Source organism: Pseudomonas sp. NFACC16-2 (genome assembly GCF_900119205.1).
Lineage (GTDB): Bacteria > Pseudomonadota > Gammaproteobacteria > Pseudomonadales > Pseudomonadaceae > Aquipseudomonas > Aquipseudomonas fluorescens_Q.
In genome coordinates this window covers 88,432-106,321 of sequence record NZ_FPIX01000005.1, presented here as the reverse complement: position 1 = coordinate 106,321, position 17,890 = coordinate 88,432, and the positions used below count along the sequence as shown (strand labels likewise).

General features: G+C 63.1%; 14 protein-coding genes. 8 read left to right on the top strand and 6 right to left on the bottom strand.

Translation table 11 applies throughout. The annotated features are described in order from the left end of the window. Positions 1 to 1,304 (bottom strand): retention module-containing protein (locus BT116_RS06850; protein WP_139209459.1); only part of this gene is annotated, 1,304 nt, incomplete at its 3' end. A 455-nt stretch (positions 1,305 to 1,759) separates the two neighbouring features. Here BT116_RS06850 and BT116_RS06845 point away from each other — a divergent pair. From BT116_RS06845 to BT116_RS06835, 3 genes are all read left to right on the top strand, one after another. Then, positions 1,760 to 3,118 (top strand): TolC family outer membrane protein, encoded by a 1,359-nt coding sequence (locus BT116_RS06845; RefSeq protein WP_072341485.1) that lies wholly within the window; start codon positions 1,760 to 1,762, stop codon positions 3,116 to 3,118. Between the two features lie 30 nt (positions 3,119 to 3,148). Beyond that, positions 3,149 to 5,308: a type I secretion system permease/ATPase gene (locus BT116_RS06840; RefSeq protein ID WP_072341482.1), complete on the top strand. Its 2,160-nt coding sequence runs from the start codon at positions 3,149 to 3,151 to the stop codon at positions 5,306 to 5,308. 208 nt (positions 5,309 to 5,516) lie between these two features. After that, the gene (locus BT116_RS06835) at positions 5,517 to 6,881 is read left to right on the top strand and encodes an HlyD family type I secretion periplasmic adaptor subunit (RefSeq protein WP_072341479.1); all 1,365 of its coding nucleotides are present in this window, start codon (positions 5,517 to 5,519) and stop codon (positions 6,879 to 6,881) included. Between the two features lie 125 nt (positions 6,882 to 7,006). Here the strand turns inward: BT116_RS06835 and BT116_RS06830 are convergent, their stop codons facing one another. Further along, complete coding sequence (locus tag BT116_RS06830; protein ID WP_072341473.1) at positions 7,007 to 7,603, bottom strand: tRNA-uridine aminocarboxypropyltransferase; 597 nt, start codon at positions 7,601 to 7,603, stop codon at positions 7,007 to 7,009. A gap of 2 nt (positions 7,604 to 7,605) precedes the next feature. Then, entirely contained in the window at positions 7,606 to 8,499 is an 894-nt protein-coding gene (locus tag BT116_RS06825; RefSeq protein ID WP_072341469.1) for a LysR family transcriptional regulator, read from the bottom strand. Between the two features lie 332 nt (positions 8,500 to 8,831). Between BT116_RS06825 and speB the strand changes: the two genes are divergently transcribed. From speB to BT116_RS06805, 4 genes are all read left to right on the top strand, one after another. After that, positions 8,832 to 9,782 (top strand): agmatinase, encoded by a 951-nt coding sequence (gene speB / locus BT116_RS06820; protein WP_072341466.1) that lies wholly within the window; start codon positions 8,832 to 8,834, stop codon positions 9,780 to 9,782. A gap of 9 nt (positions 9,783 to 9,791) precedes the next feature. Continuing rightward, entirely contained in the window at positions 9,792 to 10,199 is a 408-nt protein-coding gene (locus tag BT116_RS06815; RefSeq protein ID WP_072341463.1) for a YybH family protein, read from the top strand. Positions 10,200 to 10,248: 49 nt separating this feature from the next. Continuing rightward, a complete protein-coding gene (locus BT116_RS06810; RefSeq protein WP_256572582.1) occupies positions 10,249 to 11,787 on the top strand; it encodes a purine-cytosine permease family protein in 1,539 nt (512 codons plus the stop codon). 135 nt (positions 11,788 to 11,922) lie between these two features. After that, the gene (locus BT116_RS06805; protein ID WP_072341457.1) at positions 11,923 to 13,311 is read left to right on the top strand and encodes a sodium:solute symporter family protein; all 1,389 of its coding nucleotides are present in this window, start codon (positions 11,923 to 11,925) and stop codon (positions 13,309 to 13,311) included. 269 nt (positions 13,312 to 13,580) lie between these two features. On the opposite strand, the gene BT116_RS31375 is transcribed toward BT116_RS06805, so the two are convergent. Together BT116_RS31375 and BT116_RS06800 are read right to left on the bottom strand one after the other, a co-directional pair. Further along, positions 13,581 to 13,709 (bottom strand): PA1414 family protein, encoded by a 129-nt coding sequence (locus BT116_RS31375; RefSeq protein WP_256222727.1) that lies wholly within the window; start codon positions 13,707 to 13,709, stop codon positions 13,581 to 13,583. A 139-nt stretch (positions 13,710 to 13,848) separates the two neighbouring features. Further along, positions 13,849 to 14,742, bottom strand: a complete 894-nt coding sequence (locus BT116_RS06800; protein ID WP_063322451.1) for a putrescine utilization regulator PtrR — start codon at positions 14,740 to 14,742, stop codon at positions 13,849 to 13,851. Between the two features lie 103 nt (positions 14,743 to 14,845). On the opposite strand from BT116_RS06800, the gene BT116_RS06795 reads away from it, so the two are divergent. Next, a complete protein-coding gene (locus BT116_RS06795) occupies positions 14,846 to 16,018 on the top strand; it encodes an MFS transporter (protein ID WP_072341454.1) in 1,173 nt (390 codons plus the stop codon). Here BT116_RS06795 and BT116_RS06790 read toward each other — a convergent pair whose 3' ends face one another. Further along, a complete protein-coding gene (locus BT116_RS06790) occupies positions 16,019 to 17,473 on the bottom strand; it encodes an NCS1 family nucleobase:cation symporter-1 (RefSeq protein WP_072341451.1) in 1,455 nt (484 codons plus the stop codon). Positions 17,474 to 17,890: the final 417 nt, after the last annotated feature.

The window sequence follows — 17,890 nt, the reverse complement described above, 5'->3', positions numbered from 1 at the left end:
TCGTCGTTGTTATGCACTTGCAGCACCAGGTTCGCGGTGCTGGTGTCGCCATCGGCATCGGTCAGCGTGTACGTGAACGTCTCAGTGCCGCTGCCCCCGCCGTGCAACGCGACGAATTGCGGGTCGCTGGTGTTCAGGGTGTAGATGTACGTGCCGTTGGGGTTGAGCACCAGGGTGCCGTAGGTGCCGGTGAACGTGCCGCCGATGATCGGCCCGCTGTCGGGACCGGTGGGGATCCGGTCGGCGCCCTGATGGTCGTTGGGCAATACGTTGCCGGTGAGGGTCACCAGGGTTTCCGACGCCGTGTTGGCGTGGCTGTCGTCGATCGCCTGGGGTACGTCATCGGTGATGTTGACGTCCAGGGTACCGGTGGCCGTGTCGCCGTCGGTGTCGACGGCCACTACCGGGAACTGCTCGGTAATGTTGTTGGCACCACCGCCGGCAGGATGGGTTTCATTGTCCGTCAGGGTGTAGGTGTAGCTGACCACCCCCGTGGCCGGGTCATAGCCGGTGATAGTCAACGTGTTGCCCAGCGCCGAAGTGATGGTTTGCGGGAAGCCCGTGGGCACGCCGCCAGTGATCACGTTGATGCCGCCGATGCTCAGGCTGCTCAGCCCGTCAGGCGCGGAAACCGTGAAGGTGCCGCTTTGCACCAACGCCCCCGGATTGCTGGCCGAACCATCGGCCAGATTGGCCTCGTTGGTGGTCAGTTCGCCACCCTCGACATTGACCCCGTCGAGGGTCACCGGGTTGTCCGGTGTCACCGGCGGCACGGTTGCATCGTCGCCCGTGTTGTCCGGATCACCGGCCAGGCGCAGTTGTGGAAACTCGGGAATCCCGTTGAACCCGGCCGTCGGAAAACCGATCTGCGGATCGACCTCCCCGCCAACTTCTTCCAGCAGCACAAAACTGTGCCCACCGCCCACGCCCCCCGGGTTGCCACCCTCGGGGCCGGCGGCCGTGGCTTCACCGGTCTGGGTCGGGTCGGCACCGGCGGCGATGGCTTGCTGCAGCTTTTGCACATCGGTCAGTTGCGCGTTACTCGGTGTCGCCGCGTCAGGCGTGTCGACATGCGGCGCATGGTTGGCGAGCAATTGCGGGGTCAGGGTCAGGTTGCTTTCGCGGCCCAGGGTCAACGTCCGGCCGTTCTGCATATGGACAGCCACCGCCCCTTCGGCACCGGTGACCAGGTGTTCGCCGGCATAAAGCCGATCGCCTTCGACCAGAGGCCGCCGCAGGCCACCGGCCGCTTCTGCGAAAACTTGCCCGACTATTTTGCTGACGATACCGATGAGCGCTGCCATGTGCATTTCCTCCGTTGCCGACCGCAATCGGCACGTGTCTGGGTGAAGAATCCGTCCTCAGGTTTGGCGATCCAAAAAGCTGGAAAATCTGCCAGCTTTCGTGAAAGCAGAAGGTGCTGGCAATTCGCCAAAATGACAAAAAACCGTCACCAAAAACCACCTCACAGATCGCGCTTTCGACACTTCTTCACATCGTTTAAAAATTTGCATGGAACTTTTATTGACGCCTAAAAGCCGTCGCAACCCGCAGATTCAAAGGCTTTCGCTCTGAACAATGTGCCGGTTTTTTTCAAGCACATAAGTTTTTTTCGGCATAAGCCTTATGAGAAATTCTTCTTAGGTTTTGCTCAGGATGTTCTTAGCTGTGTTGTTACAAGGTTGAAACGGTTTTGATCTTTAACACGTCAATATTTTGGCGACAAGCGAAGCACTACGGACCTCAGGAGATGCACCCCATGCGCGTTCTAACCCCCCTCTGCAGCGCGGTTTTACTGGCCATGGCCTGCTCTTCTCAGGCGCAGGCAATGTCCTTGACCGAGGCGATCCAGAGCACCATTGCCACTCACCCAGAGCTGGCACAACGGGTGGACAGCCGTCTGTCGGCCAATGAAGACGTCAAGGTCGCCCGAGGGGGCTTTTTCCCATCGGTGGATTTGAATGCCGGTTACGGTCGTGGCTATAGCGACAACACCAACACCCGGGCCTTGGGCAATCACCACACCAATATCCTGAACTACACCCAATCGGAACTGCGCCTGCGGCAGATGATCTTCGACGGGTTCAACACCGCCAATGAAGTGGAGCGCACCCAGGGCGTGGTCAACTCCCGGGCCTATTACGCCCAAGGCACCGCCCAGGACCTGGCGCTGCGTACCATCGAGGTCTACCTGGAAGTGCTCAAGCGCCGCGAGCTGGTGACCCTGGCCAAGAACAACCTGCAAGCGCACATGCGGGTCAACGACCAGATCGGCCTGCGCACCGAACGTGGGGTGGGCAGCAACGCCGACTCCGACCAGTCCAACGCCCGTCGGGCCCTGGCGGAAAACAACTACGACACCGCCCAGGTCGACCTGGCCGACGCCGAGGCCAACTTCTACAGCGTGGTCGGACGCATGCCCGATGAGCTGGAGACACCGCCCTCGACCAAAGGCGAAATCCCCGCCGACCTGCGCGAAGCCCAGCAAAGCATGGTGGACAACAACCCCTACCTGAAATCGGCCCAGGCCGACATACAGTCCGCCGAGAGCCAGTACGAAGTGGCGAAGTCGCCGTTCTACCCACGCTTCGACGCCGAGGCGGCGGTGGGCGCCAACAACAACATCGGTGGCGAAGAAGGCCACGACAACAACTGGCGGGTCGGCGTGGTGATGAACTACAACCTGTTCCGCGGTGGCAGCGACAAGGCGCGGTTGGCGTCCAACGCCCACCAGATCAACCAGGCCATGGACATCCGCAACAATGCCCTGCGCCAGCTCAACGAAGACACGCGCCTGGCCTGGAACGCGATGCTCAACGCCCGCAAACAGACCCCCACCGCCCGCGAATATGCCGACACCACCGCCCGTGTGCGCGCCGCATACCAGGATCAGTTCGGTCTCGGCCAGCGCACCCTGCTCGACCTGCTCGACAGCGAAAACGAGCTGTACAACGCCAACCGTCGCTACACCGAGGTGCGTTACACCGAGGAGTACTCGATGTACCGGGTGCTGGCGAACATGGGCCTGCTGTTGCACAAACAACGGATCGTGCTGCCGGCCGATACGGTCGCGCAGACCGAGGTCAAGAACCAGGCTCGGCTGCCGGAACTGAAGTAGCCCCCTCCAAAAAAAATGGGAGCGAACACTGTGACCAGCATGGAACCCGCAACCCTTGGCGCTGATCCGCGCCTGAATTTCGATGATCCCTTGCTGGACGGCCTGTTGATCCTCTGCAAACTCCATGGCGCGACGGTCAGCCGCGCCAGCCTCAGCGCCGGGCTCCCTATGGCGCACCAACGCTTGAGCCTGGACCTGCTGCCCCGCGCAGCGGCCCGGGCAAGCTTGCAGGCGCGGCTGTTGCGTCGTGAGCTGGCGGACATCTCCCCCCTGAACCTGCCGGTGATGCTGATCCTGGCGGGGGGCCGTTGCGCGGTCTTGCGGCGCTGGGGCGAGGATGGCAAGGCACTGATCCTGCCCAGCGAAGCCGATGGTGGCGAGCAGTGGGTCAGCCGCGAGGAACTGACCACCGATTACAGCGGCCAGGCGCTATTCGCCCGGCCGCGCCATGAACTCGAAGACCTGCGCTCGCCCTTGGTGCCGCGGGTCGAGGCGTGGTTTCGCGACACCTTGAAACTCTCGCGCTGGCTGTACAGCGACGCGATCCTGGCGAGTTTCCTGATCAACCTGCTAGGCCTGATGGTGCCGCTGTTCGTCATGCAGACCTACGACCGCGTGGTGCCGAACCAGGCCACGTCGACCTTGTGGGTGCTGGCCGTGGGGCTGTTGATCGGCACCGGTTTCGAACTGGTGTTGCGGGTGGTGCGCGCCCATCTGCTGGACACCGCCGGCAAGAAAACCGACGTGATTCTCTCCGCCACCCTGTTCGAGCGCATCACCGGCATGGCGATGAAGGCCAAGCCCGTGACCATCGGCGGCTTCGCCCAGAGCATCCACGACTTCCAGGGCCTGCGCGAATTCCTCACGGCGGTGACCCTCACCAGCCTGATCGACCTGCCCTTCGCCCTGCTGATGCTGGTGGTGATCGGCCTGTTGGGCGGCTGGCTGGTGGTGATTCCAGTGGTGGCGTTTCCAATCACCATTGTCTTCGCGATGATCATCCAGGTGCGCCTGCGCGACACCGTGCAAAAAAGCCTGGCCCTCGGCGCCCAGCGCCAGGCTCTGCTGATCGAAACCCTCGGCGGCCTGGAAACCCTCAAGGCCTGCAGCGCCGAAAGCGAGCGCCAGCATCAATGGGAAAGCACCCACGGTGCCCTCACCCGCCTGGACAGCCACGCGCGCAACCTCTCGGCTCTGGCGACCAACGGCACGTTGTTCCTGCAACAACTGGCCGGCATGGCGACCATCGTCGCCGGGGTCTACAGCATCATCGCCGGCAACCTCAGCGTCGGCGCGCTGGTGGCGACCTACATGCTCGGCAGCCGGGTGCTCGCCCCGCTCGGGCAGATCGCCGGGCTGATCACCCGTTACCAGCAAGCCCAGCTCACCATGCGCAGCACCGATGCCCTGATGGCGCTGCCCCAGGAACGCGATGCCAAACAACGGCCGCTGGATCGCACCCAGTTGCAGGGCGCGCTGGACGTCAGCGGCGTGACCTTCCACTACAACGGCCAGAGCAGCCCAGCACTGGCGAACATCAGCTTCAGCCTCAAGCCCGGCGAACGGGTCGGGATCATCGGCCGCAGTGGCTCGGGCAAGAGCACCCTGGCGCGCCTGGTGATGGGTTTCTATGCGCCGGAGGAAGGCCAGCTGCTGCTCGACGGCCTGGACCTGCGGCAATTGGACGTTGCCGACCTGCGCCAACAGATCGGCTACGTCGCCCATGACCTGCCGCTGCTGGCCGGTAGCCTGCGGGACAATCTTACCTTGGGCGCCCGTTACATCAGCGACGCGCGCATGTTGGAAGTGGCGGAACTGACCGGTGTCACCGAACTGGCGCGCCAACATCCCCAAGGTTTCGACCGCCCGGTAGGCGAGCGCGGGCAACTGCTCTCCGGCGGCCAACGCCAAGCCGTGCTGCTGGCCCGAGCCTTGCTGCTCGACCCGCCGATCCTGCTGCTGGACGAACCCACCAGTGCCATGGACAACAGCAGCGAAGACGTTTTGCGGCAGAAGCTTCACCCCCATGTACAGGGCAAGACCGTGCTGCTGGTCACCCACCGCACCTCAATGCTGAGCCTGGTGGACCGCTTGGTGGTGTTGGACAACGGACGGATCGTGGCCGATGGCCCGAAAGACGCGGTGATCGATGCATTGCGCAAGGGACGGGTGGGCTCTGCGGCGGTTTAAGCGCAACTGCCGGATGCCACTCCCATAACCTGTGGCGAGGGGATTTATCCCCGCTGGGCCGCGAAGCGGCCCCAAGACAGTTAACTCAATCTGTCTGATACACCGAGGTGTCAGGGTTTAGGGCTGCTTCGCAGCCCAGCGGGGATAAATCCCCTCGCCACAAAAGCAGCGCCTGGCTCTATTTCATTCAACCGACGGGTATCGCCCCATGTCTGCCCAAACACCGGATTCAACCGCCCGAAGCTACTTCGGCAGTTTCAGCAAAAGCGCCGAAAGCGAGTTCATGCCGGAAACCGCCGGCGCCACGCTGCAGGATTCGCCCCGCCGCTCGCGGGTTACCGTGTGGCTGGCTGCCGGGTTGATCGTCACTGGGTTGGTGTGGGCGAAGTTGGCGGTGTTGCAGGAAGTCACCACCGGCGAAGGCAAAGCGATTCCGTCGAGCAAGATCCAGGTGATCCAGAACCTGGAGGGCGGCATCGTCACCGAGATATTCGTGCGCGAAGGCCAGATGGTAAACAAGGGCGACACCCTGCTGCGCCTGGATGACACCCGATATCAGTCGAACAAGGGCGAGAGCGAAGCCGACCGCTATGCCTTGACCGCCCAGGTCGAGCGCCTGTCGGCTGAGGCCGAGGGCCGGCCGTTCAATCTTTCGGCGGAGGTGATCGCCAAGGCCCCGCAAGTGGCCGAGGACGAACGCTCGCTGTACGAACAACGGCAGCGGCGCCTGGCCAGCGAACAACGGACCCTGACCGAGCAACTGCGGCAAAAGACCCAGGAGCTGGCGGAGTTTCGCTCCAAGCAAGGCCAGTTCAGCTCGGCCCTGGCCTTGCTGCAAGAAGAAATGAACATGTCCGCCCCGCTGGTGCGCACCGGGGCGGTATCACCGGTGGAGATCCTGCGGCTCAAACGCAGCGCGGTGGAAATCCGCGGCTCGCTCAACGCCACCACCCTGGCCATTCCCCGAGCCGAATCGGCGATCAACGAGATCAAGAGCAAGATCGACGAATCGGAACAAACCTTTCGCTCCGAAGCAGCCAAGGACCTCAACGAGAAACGCACCGAACTGTCGAAAATCACCGCCTCGAGCATCGCCATCGACGACCGCGTGACCCGCACTACGGTGGTCTCGCCCGTGCATGGGGTGATCAAGCAACTGAAGGTCAACACCATCGGCGGCGTGGTGCAGCCGGGCAACGACATGGTGGAAATCGTGCCCCTGGAAGACAACCTGCTGATCGAAGCCAAGGTCCGCCCCCAGGACGTGGCGTTCCTGCACCCGGGCCAGAAAGCCATGGTCAAGTTCAGCGCCTACGACTACACCATCTACGGCGGGCTCAGCGCCAAGCTCGAACTGATCGGCGCCGACACCATCACCGACGACAAGGGCAACAGCTTCTACCTGATCCAGGTGCGCACCGACAAAAATCACTTGGGCGGGGATGCCAAACCCTTGCTGATCATTCCGGGCATGGTGGCGACGGTGGATATCATTACCGGAGAGAAGAGTGTGTTGGATTACTTGCTCAAGCCGGTGCTGAAGGCGCGGACCGAGGCGATGCGCGAGCGGTAGGCTTTGGCTGAGACTGATCGTTCCCACGCTCCGCGTGGGAATGCCGCCCGGGACGCTCTGCGTCCCCTTCGCGGATGTGACGCAGAGCGTCAGAGGATGCATTCCCACGCAGAGCGTGGGAACGATCACGCCCCTCCATGGTTCTTCTGGTAAGTCTGCTCCCCCATCGCCGCAATCTGCCCCTCGATCAGCGCTTCGAACGGCCTCAACAACGCCTCGAAACTCGCCGGCGCCTCCAGCGTCTGCAACGCCTGGACAATCGCCTCCACCGTCGACAACGCTCCCGGACCCGGCGCCTTGCGCAAGCGGTAACGGGACACGGCGCCCTGGGCCAACGTCACCCTCGGCAGCGCCGCCAGCAGCGGGTTGAGATGCAACAGCTTGCGCGCCTTGCGCCAGGTGCCATCGGGAACGACCAGCAGCAACGGCTCATCGGAGGGCGCATAGACTTGCAGCGGCTGGGCATCGTCAGCCGGAAACAACAACCGCGCCTGACACCCCGGTGGGTTGAGCAACCGGGGCAAATCCTCGAACACCTCGCCCACGATCAATTCAGCGTTGTTAAGCCCCAACGCCGCCAAGCGTGCGGTGTTCAAGGCATGGTTCACTTCGCTGGGATGCTGCAACAGCAAGACGCGGGTGCGGCTGTCGAGGCTGGGGATCAGCGGGCACAGGCAGTGGCTTTGCGGCCTGTGGCAACGCGGGCAATGGATTCTGGACATGGTCAGGCCTGGTTCAGTTGAGCTTTGAGCAAATCGCGGAAGGTCTGGATCAGCGGCTCGCGGCTACGACCACGGCGTACGATCATCGAAAACGGCGCCTGATAACCAAAGGTCGCCGGCAGCAGCACGCGCAAGTCGCCCTTGTCGACCCAGGCCTGGGCGTAGTGCTCGGGCAGGTAACCGACGTAGGCGCCGGACAGCACCAGGATCAACTGCGCCTCCATGCTCTCCACCGTCGCCGCGCTGTGCTTGAAACCGTGGCGGGCCAGTTCGGCCTGGCTCCAGTAACCGCGCCCGACCATGCGCTGCTGGGTGATGACTTGCTCGGGGATGCGCCGCTCGGTGAACAGCGGGTGGCGGTTGCTGCAGTACAACCAGTGCTGCTCACGGTACAGCGGCATGTAGACCAGCCCGCTCATGCGTGTGGAAAACGCACCGATGGCCAGGTCCAGGCGATTGTCCTGCACGCCCAGTTGCAACTCATAAGGGCTCATGACCGACAGGTGCAAATGCACCGCCGGATGCTCCTGGCTGTAGGCGCCAATGGCTTCGGCGAACGGCAAGGCCTTGTCGCTGACGGTGGAGTCGATCACCCCCAGGTTCAAGGTGCCGCGCAGCTCACCCTTGAGCGCCGCGGCATATTGCTCGAACCCTTCGAGCTCGCCCAGCAGGCGCAGGGTTTCCTGGTGGAACAACTCGCCCTTGCTGGTCAGGCTGAAACCACCCCGGCCGCGATGACACAACACCAGGCCCAGGGCCGATTCCAGTTGGCTCATGTAGGTGCTGATGGCCGACGTGGACAGGTTGAGTTCGTGTTGGGCATTGGCGAACCCTTGGTGCCGGACCACGCTGACAAAAATGCGCAGCAGTTTCAGGTCGGGTAAAGCGTTGGCCATTGGGGCGTCTCCATGCAGGCGGGTCAATGCACATTTGTGGCGAGGGGATTTATCCCCGCTGGGCTGCGAAGCAGCCCCAATACCATTTTCCTGACACACCGAGCTTTCAGGTTTTAGGGCCGCTTCGCGCCCCAGCGGGGATAAATCCCCTCGCCACAGGGGCCACTATTTCCCAATCCAAACAGGGGACCGTGCTGCCGCGAAGTCTATCGCCCCGCCCGCCATTAGTTTAGAAAAATCTGAACTAAGTATTTGCCCGCAGCGATTCTTCACGGCAACGGCTTTTCGCAGAATCGGCCCCTGATAAATAAAACAACGATGAGGCCCTACCCGTGGACAAGATTCTGCACCAACCACTGGGCGGCAACGAAATGCCGCGCTTCGGCGGCATCGCCACCATGATGCGACTTCCCCATCTGCAAACCGCTGCCGGCCTGGACGCTGCGTTCGTCGGCGTGCCGCTGGACATCGGCACCTCCCTGCGCGCCGGCACCCGTTTCGGTCCCCGTGAAATCCGCGCCGAATCGGTGATGATCCGCCCCTACAACATGGCCACCGGCGCCGCGCCGTTCGACTCGCTGTCCGTGGCCGACATCGGCGACGTGGCGATCAACACCTTCAACCTGCTGGACGCGGTGCGGATCATCGAAGAGTCGTACCACAAGATCCTCGAACACAACGTCATCCCCTTGACGCTGGGCGGCGATCACACCATCACCCTGCCGATCCTGCGGGCGATCCACAAGAAACACGGCAAGGTCGGCCTGGTGCACATCGACGCCCACGCCGATGTGAACGACCACATGTTCGGCGAGAAGATCGCCCACGGCACCACCTTCCGCCGCGCCGTCGAAGAAGGCCTGCTCGATTGCGACCGCGTGGTGCAGATCGGCCTGCGGGCCCAGGGCTACACCGCCGAGGATTTCAACTGGAGCCGCAACCAGGGCTTCCGCGTGGTCCAGGCCGAAGAGTGCTGGCACAAATCCCTCGCCCCGCTGATGGCCGAAGTGCGTGAGAAAGTCGGCGGCGGCCCGGTGTACCTGAGCTTCGACATCGACGGTATCGACCCAGCCTGGGCCCCTGGCACCGGCACCCCGGAAATCGGTGGGTTGACCACCATCCAGGCGATCGAAATCGTGCGCGGCTGCCAGGGCCTCGACCTGGTCGGTTGCGATCTGGTAGAAGTCTCGCCGCCGTACGACACCACCGGCAACACCTCGCTGCTGGGCGCCAACCTGCTGTACGAGATGCTCTGCGTACTGCCCGGTGTGGTTCATCGCTGAGGGGCGCCCATGAACGAGCAACAGCAGGTTCTCGAGGCCGCCGCCGATCTGGTGTCGGCCTTCGCCCGTAATGACCGCGGCGCCTACTTCGGCGCGTTCACCACCGATGCGAGTTTCGTGTTCTACACCCTCGAACAGCCCCTGCTGTCACGCGATGCCTACCAGGCGTTGTGGGATCGCTGGCGGTCCGAGGATGGCTTCGAGGTGCTGTCATGCACCTCGAGCAACGCCTTCGTCAGCCTGCAAGGGGACGTGGCGATTTTCATCCATGACGTGGCCACCGAGCTGCGCATGCAAGGGGAGCTTCACTTTAGCCAGGAGCGCGAAACCATTGTGTTTCGCCAAGAACAACAAGGCCTATGGCTGGCCTGCCACGAACATTTGTCCGCAATGCCGGAAGGGCTGCCAATCCCTTAGCAACAGGTGACGCCCGCACACGACGGACGCGCCTTTATGATCGGAGCAGATCATGCATAACAATAACGACAACAGCCTTACGCAAATTGAAACCTTCGGGGTCGAACAGATCCCGGACCACGAACGAACCGCCGGCCCGGGCGATCTGTTTCGCCTGATCTTCGGCGGTGCCAATACCTTCGCCACCGCCGTGCTCGGCAGTTTCCCCGTACTGTTCGGCCTGTCATTCCAGGCTGGGGTCTGGGCCATTGTGCTGGGCGTCCTGGTGGGTTCGATCATTCTCGCGCCCATGGGTCTGTTCGGCCCGCTCAACGGCACCAACAACGCGGTTTCTTCCGGTGCCCACTTCGGCGTGCACGGGCGGATCGTCGGCTCGTTCCTCTCGTTGCTGACCGCCATCGCGTTCTTCTCGCTGTCGGTGTGGAGTTCGGGGGACGCGCTGATCGGCGGCGCCAAGCGGCTGATCGGCGTACCGGAAACCGACCTGAGCCTGGGCCTGGCCTACGGCCTGTTTGCCCTGCTGGTGTTGACGGTGTGCATCTACGGCTTCCGCTTCATGCTGTGGGTCAACCGCATCGCCGTATGGGCCGCCAGCCTGCTGTTTTTGCTGGGCATCCTGGCCTTCGCACCGACCTTCGACAGCCAATTCGCCGGCACCGTCAGCCTCGGCCAGCCGGGCTTCTGGGCGGCGTTTATCGGCGCGGCGCTGGTGGCCATGAGCAACCCGATTTCCTTCGGTGCGTTCCTGGGTGACTGGTCGCGCTACATCCCCCGCAACACGCCCAAGCGCCGCATCATGCTGGCCGTGATCGCTGCGCAGCTGGCGACGTTGATCCCGTTCCTGTTCGGCCTCGCCACCGCCACCATCGTGGCGATCAAGGCGCCGGACTACATCGCGGCCAACAACTACGTGGGCGGCCTGCTGGCGGTTTCGCCGAGCTGGTTCTTCCTGCCGGTGTGCCTGATCGCGGTGATCGGCGGCATGTCCACCGGCACCACGTCGCTGTACGGCACCGGGCTGGACATGTCCAGCGTGTTCCCACGGGTGCTGTCGCGGGTCAAGGCGACGCTGCTGATCGGCGTGCTGTCGATTGCCTTCATCTTCATCGGGCGCTTCGCGGCGAACCTGGTGCAGAGCGTATCCACATTCGCCGTGCTGATCATCACCTGCACCACACCGTGGATGGTGATCATGATCATCGGCCTGCTGGTACGCCGCGGCTTCTACTGCCCGGACGACCTGCAAGTGTTCACCCGCGGCGAAACCGGCGGACGCTACTGGTTCAGCCACGGCTGGAACTGGCGCGGCCTCGGGGCATGGATCCCCAGCGCGCTGGTGGGGTTGTGCTTCGTCAACCTGCCGGGGCAGTTCGTCGGGCCGCTGGGGGAATTGGCCGGCGGGATCGACATCAGCCTGCCGGTGACCCTGGGGTTGGCCTCGGTGGTGTACCTGGTGCTGCTTGGGTTATTCCCGGAACCGGCGGCGGTGTATGGGCCGGATGATCCGCGGAGCAAAAGCCAGCCGAGCGCAGAACCTGTGGCGAGGGGATTTATCCCCGCTGGAGCGCGCAGCGCTCCCAGACCCTGACACCTCGGGGTACCTGACAGATTGAGTTGGCTATTTGGGGGCTGCTTCGCAGCCCAACGGGGATGAATCCCCTCGCCACAAGGGCATCACTCATCCCGACCTTCCTATAAAAAAGACAATCGGAGACACGCCACCATGGCTTTGGACTTAATCGTCGTTCTTCTCTACGCCACTGGCATGATCGCCCTCGGCTGGTACGGCATGCGTCGCGCTAAAACCCGTGACGACTACCTGGTCGCCGGACGCAATCTCGGCCCGGGCTTTTACCTGGGCACCATGGCCGCCACCGTGCTGGGCGGCGCGTCCACCATTGGCACCGTGCGCCTGGGCTACGTCTACGGTATTTCCGGATTCTGGCTGTGCGGCGCCATCGGCCTGGGCATCGTCGGCCTGAGCCTGTTCCTCGCCAAGCCGTTGCTCAAGCTCAAGATCTACACCGTGACCCAGGTGCTGGAGCGCCGCTACAACCCGGCGGCGCGCCAGGCCAGTGCGCTGATCATGCTGGTTTACGCACTGATGATCGGCGCCACCTCGACCATCGCCATCGGCACCGTGATGCAGGTGCTGTTCGGCTTGCCGTTCTGGGTGTCGATCCTGGTGGGCGGTGGCGTGGTGGTGCTGTACTCCACCATCGGCGGCATGTGGTCGCTAACCCTCACCGACATCGTGCAATTCCTGATCATGACCGTTGGCCTGGTGTTCCTGCTGATGCCGATGTCCATCGTCGATGCCGGTGGCTGGGATGCGATGGTGGCGGCATTGCCGGCCAGTTACTTCGATTTCACCGCGATTGGCTGGGACACCATCCTCACCTACTTCCTGATCTACTTCTTCGGCATCTTCATCGGCCAGGACATCTGGCAGCGGGTATTCACCGCTCGCAGTGAAGGCGTGGCCAAAGTGGCCGGCACCGCCGCCGGCCTGTACTGCGTGCTGTACGGCCTGGCCGGTGCGTTGATCGGCATGGCGGCCAAGGTCTTGCTGCCGGACCTGGAAAACGTCAACAACGCCTTCGCCAGCATCGTCCAGACCAGCCTGCCCAACGGCATTCGCGGCCTGGTGATCGCCGCGGCCCTGGCAGCCTTGATGTCCACCGCCGCAGCGGGCCTGCTCGCGGCGTCCACCACGGTGGTCCAGGACTTGCTGCCCCGTCTGCGCCAGGGCCGTGAAAGCGGCAGTGGCGACGTCCACGAAAACCGCATCGCGACCCTGCTGATGGGGGCGGTGGTCCTGGTGATCGCCCTGGTGGTCAGCGACGTCATCAGCGCCCTGACCCTGGCCTACAACCTGTTGGTGGGCGGCATGCTGATCCCGCTGATCGGCGCCATCTACTGGAAACGCGCCACCACCGCCGGCGCGATCACCAGCATGTCGCTGGGCTTCCTGACCGCGCTGTTCTTCATGCTCAAGGATGGCCTGGACGCCAACACGCCGATCTACTACAGCCTGAGCGTGGCGCTGGTGAGTTTTGTGCTGGTGAGCGTGTTGTCGCCACGACCGAGTGCGGTGGCCAAGGCGGTTTGATCAACAACTGAATCAAGCCGAACGCACCTGTGGCGAGGGGATTTATCCCCGCTGGAGCGCGCAGCGGTCCCAAACTCTGACATCTCGGTGTGCCTGACAGATTGAGTTGACCTTTTTAGGGCTGCTTCGCAGCCCAGCGGGGCAGTGCGACGTTTCGCTAAATCCCCTCGCCACAGGAGGTTTGTTTCGGAAATAAAAAGATCGCAGTCTCAGGCTGTTTCAACTGAAACAGCCTGAGACTGCGATCTCTCCAATAATCTGCGGCGTATTTACCGGCGGCGCGGTTGGCGGCGGCGTTGCTCGTCATCGGTGCGGATCGGTATCGGTTGCATCGGTGGCTCGATCAGGCCAAGCGCAACACCCAGGTCATGAAGCCAATTCTGGATTTTCTCTTTCATCGTGGTGCCCCCTCAGGGTGGTACGAGCGGCAAATTACTGTGGCCCCTTCGCACTGATAATAGTCCGATGTTCTACGCAATGCTCGTCTCAGTTTGCAATGATCTGTTACTGAATTGATCCAAATCCACCTCCCGGAGTTCAAGCCGATTGCGCCGTCGTCATGGGCGTTCGCGGCCAGGCCTGTTGTTGCAATTCAATCCAAGCGTTGAGGTTGGCCCCGACCATGCCTTTGCGCCACATCAGCCAGGTGGTGGCACTGGCGAACGGCTCGGCCAGCGAATGCACCGATACCCGCTCGCGGCCCGGCAGGCTGGCCAGCATCGACTCGGACATCAACGCCACCCCGGACCCGGCGATCACACACGCCAGCATCCCCTGGTAAGACTCGATTTCCATCGCCCGGCCCATGGTCGCGTGATCATGGGCAAACCAGGCCTCTAATCGCATCCGGTACGAACAACCACGCCGGAACGTGAACACCGCGCGGCCCTGCACATCCAGGGCACTGCGGACCGGTGGATGATCGGCCTCGGTAATCAGCACCAACCGCTCGTCGCACAACGGCACGCCATCCAACCCCGCGAGCTCCAGCGGGCCGTCCACCAGCGCCGCGTCGAGCCGGTTGGTGAGCAGGCCTTCAAGCAGCTCGCCACTGGGCCCCGATTGCACTTGCAGGTTCACCGCCGGATACGCCCGGTGATAAGCCGCCAGCAGGTCCGGCAAATGCGTCGCCGCCGTGCTGTACATCGTGCCCAGCAGGAAGTCCCCGGCCGGCTGCCCGCCCTGCACGGCGGCATGGGCCTCGTCATGCAAGGCGAACAGCTTGGCCGCGTAGTCCAGCAGCACTTTTCCTGCCGGCGACAACTGCAAACGCTGACGCTCCCGCAGGAAAAGGTCCACACCCAGTTGCTCTTCAAGCTGCTTGAGCCGGGTCGACAGGTTCGACGGCACCCGGTGCAGGCGCTCGGCAGCCCGGGTGATGGAACCTTCCTCGGCCACGGCCTGGAAAATTCGCAGTTGGCTGAACTCCATGACCCTCTCCAAAAAAGAACAAGTTACTCACTATTATTCATTTTTAATGAAAGTCAATCAGTCCTAGCCTGACGGTCATTCGCCCCGACACCGGAGAACGACCATGTCACCTCTTATTCGCCTGCTCGGCAGTTTCATCGCGCTGATGATGGCCATGGGCATTGGCCGCTTCGCCTTGACGCCCCAGTTACCTCATTTGATCGGCGAAGGTCAGGTCGACTTGACCGCCGCCGGTCTGATTGCCGCCGCCAACTACCTGGGGTATTTCCTTGGCGCGCTGGACGCCATGTTCGCCCGTCGTCCGGAACAGGTGCGGCGGCGGTTGCTCGGCGGCCTGTGGCTGTGCGTGCTGCTGACCCTGGCGTCGTTCTGGGCCTGGGGCTTCTGGCCGCACCTGGCGTTGCGTTTCGGCACCGGCGTGGCGAGCGCCTGGGTGATGGTGATGATCACCGCCCTGAGCCAACCCTTGGCCGCGGCGGTGGGACGGCCACGGCTCGGAGCCCTGGTGTTTGCCGGGCCGGGCCTGGGGATTTTCCTGACCGGCCTGCTTGCCCTCGGCTCGAACCTGCTGGGCCAGACCTCCGCCACCCTGTGGCTGGTGTATGCCGGCGTGGCCTTGGCGATGTTGCTGGCGATCTTGCCGATCCTGCCGCAGCCGGCAGCCGCAACACCTGTCGCAGGGCCGACCGCCCCTTCGCCGAACACGGGCATCGCTCGACTGGGCGTGGTGTACGCCCTGTACGGCGTGGGCTACATCATTCCGGCGACGTTCCTGTCGCAGATGGCCTCGGCGCAGTTCCACGGCCAATGGCTGGCCGATCTGTTCTGGCCCTGCTTCGGCCTGGCCGCCGCCAGCGGCGTGTTGCTGGTCAGCCGGCGGCGGCCGAACCCGAACACCACCGGCCGCTGGCTGATCGGCACGCTCTGGCTGCAAGCCGCCGGGGTATTTGCCTGCCTGCTGGGCAGCGGGCCGGGGCTGGCGCTGGGGGTGATCCTGTGTGGCACGCCGTTCCTGGCCTGCATGCAGTTGGTGATGCTGCGCTCCCGGGAACTGGCGCCCCACGCCACCCAGCGCAACGCTGGCCTGTTGACCGCCTGTTTTGCCGTGGGCCAGCTCAGCGGGCCACTGCTGGCGGCGCTGAGCAGCCATTTCAGTGGCGGCCTGCAACCGGCGCTGATCATTGCCGGCAGCGGCCTGGTGCTGGCCGGTGGGCTGTTGCTGCGGCCCGCCAGCCGGGGCGTGGCGAACCCTTGCGCCCAGACCGCCCTGCGTTGATCAGGCCTGGCCGGCCGGGCTGAACGCCTTGCTCGACTGCGTGGCCGGCTCGCGTCGCGCCAAGGCGAAATACAACACCCCGCCGAGGAAGCAACCGGTGAACCAGGCAAAGTTGGCCATCGGTTGCAGCACGGGTGTGAAGGTGATCGCCACGCCCATCAGCGTCGCCGGAATCAACGCCTTCACCGCCGTCCAGTTGATACCACCGCTGTAGTAATAGCGCCCGCTCGGCCCATCATTGAACAGCGCATCGACGTCGATCTGCTGTTTTTTGATCAGGTAGTAATCCACCAGCAGAATCCCGAACAGCGGGCCGATAAACGCCGCCAACACGTCCAGGGTGTAGTGGATCACTTCAGGGTTATTGAACAGGTTCCACGGCGTGATGAAAATCGACGCCAGCGCCGCGATCATGCCGCCGGCGCGCCAGCTGATTTTGCTAGGAGCGACGTTGGCGAAGTCAAAGGCCGGCGAGACGAAGTTGGCGACAATGTTGATGCCGATGGTCGCCGTCACGAAGGCAAAGGCCCCCAGCAAGACCGCCACGTCGTTGTCGATGCGCGCCACGGTGGCAATCGGATCGTGGAGCATTTCACCGAACACCGGCAAGGTCCCGGAAACAATCACCACGGTGACCAGGGAAAACGCCAGGAAATTCACCGGCAATCCCCAGAAATTACCCCGGCGCACGTCAGACATGCTCCGGCAGTAGCGACTGAAATCGCCGAAATTCAGGGTCGGGCCGGAAAAGTACGACACCACCAGGGCCGTCGCCACGATCACTTGGCCGAACGCCTGCCAGCCCGACAAGGACTTTTCCGCCAGGGTGAAGCTGATGTTGCTCCAACCGGCCTTCCACACGATCCAGCCGGCCAACAGGAACATCACGGCGTACACCACCGGCCCAGCCCAGTCGATGAAGCGACGGATCGATTCCATGCCGGTCCAGAACACCAGCGCCTGGACAAACCACAGGCTGAGGAAACCGAACCAACCCAGGTAGGACAAACCGGCAAAATGCGGCGTCGCGTAAACCTCCATCGTAGGAAAAAACCGCAGCACCACGATGATCAGCGCGCTGGAGGCCAGGTACGTCTGAATGCCGTACCAGGCCACGGCGATCAAACCGCGAATGACCGCAGGAATATTCGCCCCGAACACCCCGAACGCCAGTCGGCAGATCACCGGGTACGGCACCGCCGCCTGTTGGCTCGGCCTGGCGACCAGGTTGGCGATCAACTGCACGATGCAGATCCCGCCGAGCAAGGCGATAAGCACTTGCCAACTCGCCAGGCCCAAGGCGAACAGACTGGCGGCGAAGACATAACCGCCCACACTGTGCACATCACTCATCCAGAACGCGAAGATGTTGTACCAATTCCATTTCTGCGGCAGCGGGCCCAGGTCCTCGTTGTAAAGGCGGGGGCTGTAGCCATTGGGCAATTGCTCGGACATTGCGGGGCTCCTTTGAGTACCGCCGTGCCCCCGTATCGACCTGCTCACCATACTGCGCACGGGAGCCGGCATGGTTTGTATACGAGTTTCCACGCAGAATGCGTGCCACAGACGCTGGATGTGAGACAAACCGGGGTGTGTGGCGCAGAGAAATCCCACGCAGGAACAGGCATACGCCCACGAACAGGGCGCGAGCGCATGCTAAAGGTGCAGGGATTTGTATACAGACTAAAGGCGGGCACAGTTCCTGTGGCGAGGGGATTTATCCCCGCTGGGCTGCGAAGCAGCCCCTGAGCCTGGCGCCTCGGTGTGCCAGGCAGGGCAAGTTAGCTATCTTGGGGCCGCTCCGCGCCCCAGCGGGGATAAATCCCCTCGCCACACAGAGTCCTTTTTGCCACAAAGCTGGGCTCGGCTGAG